7 protein-coding genes are annotated in these 6,170 nt (G+C 38.6%); 2 read left to right on the top strand and 5 right to left on the bottom strand.

Annotated elements, in window-relative coordinates:
- Window positions 1–355: hypothetical protein (locus ABH968_RS17580; protein ID WP_370045998.1), on the top strand; the 355-nt coding region annotated here is incomplete at its 5' end.
- 394 nt (window positions 356–749) lie between these two features.
- On the opposite strand, the gene ABH968_RS17575 is transcribed toward ABH968_RS17580, so the two are convergent.
- The 5 genes from ABH968_RS17575 to typA form a co-directional block, all read right to left on the bottom strand.
- Window positions 750–1,544, bottom strand: a complete 795-nt coding sequence (locus tag ABH968_RS17575) for an ABC transporter permease (RefSeq protein ID WP_370045996.1) — start codon at window positions 1,542–1,544, stop codon at window positions 750–752.
- Window positions 1,537–2,304, bottom strand: coding sequence for an ABC transporter ATP-binding protein (locus ABH968_RS17570; protein ID WP_370045994.1), 768 nt, complete (start codon window positions 2,302–2,304; stop codon window positions 1,537–1,539). The genes ABH968_RS17575 and ABH968_RS17570 overlap by 8 nt, the downstream gene beginning before the upstream one ends.
- Window position 2,305: 1 nt before the next feature.
- Entirely contained in the window at window positions 2,306–3,298 is a 993-nt protein-coding gene (locus tag ABH968_RS17565) for an ABC transporter substrate-binding protein (RefSeq protein WP_370045992.1), read from the bottom strand.
- Window positions 3,299–3,559: 261 nt separating this feature from the next.
- Complete coding sequence (locus ABH968_RS17560) at window positions 3,560–3,958, bottom strand: YlaH-like family protein (protein ID WP_268638022.1); 399 nt, start codon at window positions 3,956–3,958, stop codon at window positions 3,560–3,562.
- Between the two features lie 30 nt (window positions 3,959–3,988).
- Window positions 3,989–5,833 (bottom strand): translational GTPase TypA, encoded by a 1,845-nt coding sequence (gene typA, locus ABH968_RS17555; protein ID WP_370045990.1) that lies wholly within the window; start codon window positions 5,831–5,833, stop codon window positions 3,989–3,991.
- A gap of 138 nt (window positions 5,834–5,971) precedes the next feature.
- On the opposite strand from typA, the gene ABH968_RS17550 reads away from it, so the two are divergent.
- Complete coding sequence (locus tag ABH968_RS17550; protein WP_370045988.1) at window positions 5,972–6,157, top strand: DUF5325 family protein; 186 nt, start codon at window positions 5,972–5,974, stop codon at window positions 6,155–6,157.
- Window positions 6,158–6,170: the final 13 nt, after the last annotated feature.

The following is a 6,170-nucleotide window of genomic DNA, read 5'->3' as shown; positions in this document are numbered from 1 at the left end:
AAGTGTCAGCGGCAAATGTTTTCTGCGCGAAAACGAAGTGTCAGCGGCAAATGTTTTCTGCGCGAAAACGAAGTGTCAGCGGCAAATGTTTTCTGCGCGAAAACGAAGTGTCAGCGGCAAATGTTTTCTGCGCGAAAACGAAGTGTCAGCGGCAAATGTTTTCTGCGCGAAAACGAAGTGTCAGCGGCAAATGTTTTCTGCGCGAAAACGAAGTGTCAGCGGCAAATGTTTTCTGCGCGAAAACGAAGTGTCAGCGGCAAATGTTTTCTGCGCGAAAACGAAGTGTCAGCGGCAAATGTTTTCTGTGCGAAAGCGAAGTGTTAACGTAGCGGCAGCAACAACAGGTGTACAATAGCGTCACTGTTATAAATCTTTTCTGTTCGATTATGGTGAGTAGCCATAGTGATCACTTTTGAAATGAATAAAATTTATAAAAGCTCTACTCTACCGCTGATTGGAGTGGAAGGCTATTAGTGCTCCTGTCGTTTCGTTTTCGTCGCATAGCAAAGCTTCCTGCAGTGAAAGCAAGTAGCCCAGAACGGAAGCCACCCTCAAGAGCCACAACATTCATAAAAATCCCCTTGATCATTTTGTTTTTCAACATTATGAAGAGGCTGGGACAAAACTTCTCAAAACCTTTAAAAGCGCGAGAAATCAATTTTAGGAACGTTGATTTTTCGCGCATTTCTGATGTGAAATTTTTTAATTCTCCTTTAAAAATATACTTATTTCCCCGCCTCTTTAACCGTTTAACCATTATTTTTTACAATCGCCTTCTCAATCAACTCGACAATCTGATACATAATCGTCGCAAAAAAGGCGATTATGAGAAGTGACATAAGCACAAGATTAAAATTAAACACCTGAAAGCCATAAATAATTAAATAACCAAGCCCTTTTGAGGCAACTAAAAATTCACCAACTATGACACCTACCCAAGAAAGCCCTACATTTACTTTCAAAGTAGAAATAATCGTTGGAAATGAAGCGGGTAAAATAACTTCTCTAAATATTTGCCACCTGGTTGCCCCAAAAGTTTGTAATACTTTGCTGTAGTTTGGATCCACCCCTTTAAAAGCTGTATAAACTACGATGGTTGTAATAATTATTGAAATCAATGCACCCATTGCTACAATAGAAAAATAACCCGGACCAAGTGCGACTATTAAAATTGGTCCTAAAGCAACTTTCGGCATGGCGTTTAAGATAACTAAATATGGATCAAGTACTTTTGATATCATCGGTGACCACCATAATACTATTGCTATTAATGTACCTATTAGTGTTCCCGCAATAAAGCCAATAATCGTTTCCATTAAAGTAACACCAACGTGAAGTGTTAACGTACCATCACTCACTTTTTCTACTAATGTGTGCCATACATTCGTTGGTGAACTAAATATTAAACGGTCAATCCATCCGAATCTTGAAAGAAGCTCCCACCCACCGAAAAATACAAGTAAGATGATCAGCTGATATAATCGAACATAGCGCTTTTCTTTTTTTAGCAATTGCTGATACTGTTTAAATAATGTATTATCCAAGACTCTCCAGCTCCTTCCAAATAGTTTGGAATATATCTGAATATGCTGGATGCTGTCGAACATTAAAAGGTGAAAGCTCTTGTAACTCTGGAGGTATAGTAAATACTCTATGCAATGTACCTGGATTTGCAGAGAATAGAAATACCCGTTCACTCATCGCAATCGCTTCACCAATATCATGTGTCACAAGAACTGCCGTTTTTTGATAGGCCTTTAACGTTTCAACAACCAATTCCTCAAGTTTTAATTTTGACTGATAATCAAGTGCCGAAAATGGTTCATCTAGCAATAAAATTTTAGGGTCCACTGCTAAAGTTCTTGCAAGTGCAACCCGTTGACGCATGCCACCTGATAACTCTCTCGGATAGTTGTTCCCTACATGCGGTAAACCAATTTCTTGTAAAAGTGCATTTGCAGTTACTTTATGAGTTTTAGTGCTTCGCTCCATTATTTTCAGACCTATAGTGACATTTTCTTCGATAGTTTTCCAAGGAAATAAATAATCTTGCTGAAGCATGTAGCCTATGAGAGACTGATTGTGTGTTGAAATTTCCTCACCATCAATGTATACCTCGCCTTCTGTAGACGAAAATAAGCCCGCAATAATTGATAATAACGTCGTTTTCCCACATCCGCTCGGTCCTATAAAAGAAACAAACTCACCTTCACGAATATCTAAACTGATATCACGTAAAACTTCCTTTGCCTGCGTATTCGAAAAATAGCTATGGTGAATATTTTCTACTTTTAAAAATTCCATATTACTCAGCTGCCTTTTTAGCAAAGGTTGTATTCACAAGCTTTTCATAATCCACCCGTTGAGGAAGTTCACCTGCTTCCTCCATGATCGTTTGCAAGTTATCCCATTCTCCCTTATTCAAAATAGGATCTGTAGCATAGGAACCCTGTGATTTATAATGCTCTACCACAGTTTCAATTAATCCAACATCTACATTTTCAAAGTATGGCTGAATAATTTTCGCTATTTCGGCCGAACTCGCTTTTTGTACAAAATCCTGTGCTCGTTTCAATGCATTTGTAAAACCTTGAACGGTCTTCGCTTTGTCCTTTAAATAACTGCTCTTCGCCATAAACGATGTATAAGGTAATTGCCCGGATTCAGTACCAAACGACGCGACAATATAGCCCTTACCTTCTTTCTCAAGCATGCTCGCTGTTGGTTCAAATAGCTGTACATAGTCCCCTGTTCCAGAAGCAAAGGCTGTAGAAATATTAGCAAAATCAATGTTTTGAATAAGCTTTAAATCATTAGCAGGGTCAATGCCATGCTTTTTCAGGACAAACTCACCCGCCATTTGTGGCATTCCTCCTTTACGTTGCCCTAAAAATGTAGAGCCTTTTAACTGATCCCACGAAAAATTATCCATCTTTTTGCGCGCAACTAAAAATGTGCCATCTGTTTGTGTTAATTGCGCAAAGTTTTGGATTGGGTCATTGGCGCCTTGTAGCGTTACATATATAGATGTCTCTGATCCAACTAAGGCGATATCAATTCCATCAGAAAGCAACGCCGTCATTGTCTTATCGCCACCTGCAATTGTTTGTAGCTCAACGGAAAGCCCTTCATCCTTGAAGTACCCTTTTTCAAGTGCTACATACTGCGGCGCATAGAAAATTGAGCGCGTCACTTCTCCAACTTTGACTTTTTCAAGCTCCGTTTTATTACACGCTGTCAAAGAAAGGAGTAACAAAGCGACAACACTAAATAGTAAACCTTTTTTAAGCCAACGCATTCCATTTCCTCCTTGATTGATGAAATAAGCCTATCGACATTAACTTATTCACACTAGAAGATTTCGGTGCCAATCAATTTAGGTTTGAGAGACACAATCGATTGAAAATGGGTTCCGTAGCCAATCGTTTATATGTAGATGGCTTAAAACGATAAAATTTTTTACTATACCAAATAAAACAGCCTTAGCAAATTAATGCTAAGGCTGTTTTATTACTTAAAAACTCAATACAAGTTTCACGGTATAGGAGCCAAGCTACTCTCATTGATTTGCAGCTTGTTGCTCTTCTCTTTTTTCACGCCACATACGTGTTTTATATACAATCAAAATTAACGCCGCTACGATGAGACCCTCAATCATAGGTAGGAATAACGCGAAAAACGTCAACATAATACATCCCAGGAATAGGAACACATAAATGGCAATATTTTGAGATAGCTTTAACTTCTTTGCAAAGCCTAATTTATAGACAATTGCAGAAAGTACAAATACAAGAAGAAATACAACGAAGCCTGCAATGTCATAGCTCGGTAAATTTTCATATAAAAATCTTGTTATACCAGCCATTCTCTCATAAACCTTTGTTGTTTCCTCTGCATTTGTTGATGCAGCAACTTGAATAACATTTAGTTCACCCAATAAAGCGGACTTTATATCCAAGACTCCTCTTCCTTTCATGTCAGCGGAAAATTATTGTTCTGCGTTACGTAATTTTTTCGCTGCTTTCTCACGTTCGTTTTTATCTAGAATTTGTTTACGAAGGCGAATAGATTCTGGTGTGATTTCTAAGTACTCGTCATCACCTAAGTATTCAAGCGCTTCTTCTAGTGATAGAATACGTGGCTTTTTAATAACATTCGTTTGGTCTTTGTTTGCTGAACGGATGTTTGTTTTTTGTTTCATTTTTGTGATGTTTACAGTGATATCAGCGTCACGAGTATTTTCTCCAACGATCATACCTTCGTAAATATCTGTACCTGGCTCCAAGAACAGTGTACCACGGTCTTCAATTTGCATCATACCATAAGTTGTTGATTTACCAGTTTCCATTGAAACTAGTACACCTTGGTGACGGCCACCAATTCTTCCTGGTAATAATGGTTGATAGCAATCGAACGTATGGTTGATAATACCGAAACCTTTTGTCATCGACATGAATTCAGTTGTATAACCGATTAATCCACGAGCTGGTACTAAGAACGTTAAACGAACTTGACCACTACCGTTGTTCACCATATCAAGCATTTCACCTTTACGTGTACCAATTGATTCAATAATTGAACCAACATTTTCTTCAGGCACATCTATTTGAACGCGTTCGAAAGGTTCACATTTCACGCCGTCGATTTCACGCACGATTACTTGTGGTTTTGACACTTGTAATTCGAAGCCTTCACGACGCATGTTTTCGATAAGGATAGATAAGTGAAGCTCCCCACGACCTGAAACTGTCCAAGCATCTGGAGAATCAGTATCTTCAACACGTAAAGATACGTCTGTTTGTAATTGAGCACGTAAACGCTCTTCTACTTTACGAGAAGTAACCCATTTCCCTTCACGACCTGCGAATGGAGAATTGTTTACTAAGAAAGTCATCTGTAAAGTTGGCTCATCAATACGTAATGGCGTTAGCGCTTCTGGGTGCTCAACAGGGCAAACTGTTTCACCAACGTTGATGTCTTCCATACCTGAAACGGCGATTAAGTCACCAGCTTTTGCTGTCTCAACTTCTTCACGTTTTAAGCCGAAGAAACCAAAGATTTTCGTTACACGGAAGTTTTTCACTGTTCCGTCTAACTTCATAAGAGATACTTGTTGACCTACAGAAATTGTTCCGCGGAATACGCGACCAATACCGATACGTCCAACGAAGTCATTATAGTCAAGTAAAGCTACTTGGAATTGTAATGGCTCTTCTGAGTTATCAATTGGTGCTGGAATAGCTTCGATAATTTTCTTAAATAGACATTTCATATCCGCTTCTTGCTTAGATGGATCAGCGTCTAAAGAAGCTGTACCATTTACACCTGAAGCATAGACAACAGGGAAGTCTAATTGATCTTCATCTGCACCTAGTTCAATGAATAATTCAAGTACTTCATCTACTACTTCTAGTGGACGAGCTGAATCTTTGTCTACTTTATTAACAACAACGATTGGTGTTAAACGTTGTTCTAATGCTTTTTTCAACACAAAACGTGTTTGTGGCATACAACCCTCATACGCATCGACAACTAGTACAACGCCATCTACCATTTTTAAAATACGTTCTACCTCACCACCGAAGTCAGCGTGTCCAGGCGTATCAAGGATGTTGATACGAGTTCCTTCATAGTTTACTGCTGTATTTTTAGCTAAAATCGTAATACCACGTTCGCGTTCAATATCGTTAGAGTCCATTGCACGTTCTTCAACACGTTCGTTTGAACGGAATGTACCTGATTGTTTTAGTAATTGGTCGACTAAAGTAGTTTTACCATGGTCAACGTGGGCGATTATTGCGATATTGCGAAGATCTTGACGTAAGTTTGTCATTATTCCACTCCATATTCTTTTTTCGAATGTTTAACTGTGATATTATAGCACAAGAAGGATAGAAATGTCCTTATTAGAATTTTCCTCATTCTAAAAAATATATTTGATTTACAAATTTTTAATATAGGAGGCTCGGCTATGAATCGTGCAAAATTCGTAATGGCCGTTTACGCATTAGCGGCTGTTTTAGCAATGTGTTCTATCGGATATTCTGTGTCAGTTGGTAGTGGATTAGGTATAATAGCAGGCATTGTGGCTACTTGTGTCATTTTCATGACAGCCTTTAAAATGAAACGCAAACTACGTGAGCAAGGCTTACTTTAATAAGAGTTGATTG

Source organism: Lysinibacillus sp. RC79 (assembly GCF_041262405.1).
Taxonomy (GTDB): Bacteria; Bacillota; Bacilli; order Bacillales_A; family Planococcaceae; genus Lysinibacillus.
The sequence above is the reverse complement of the archived record's forward strand: the minus strand, read 5'-3'. Positions and strand labels throughout refer to the sequence as shown.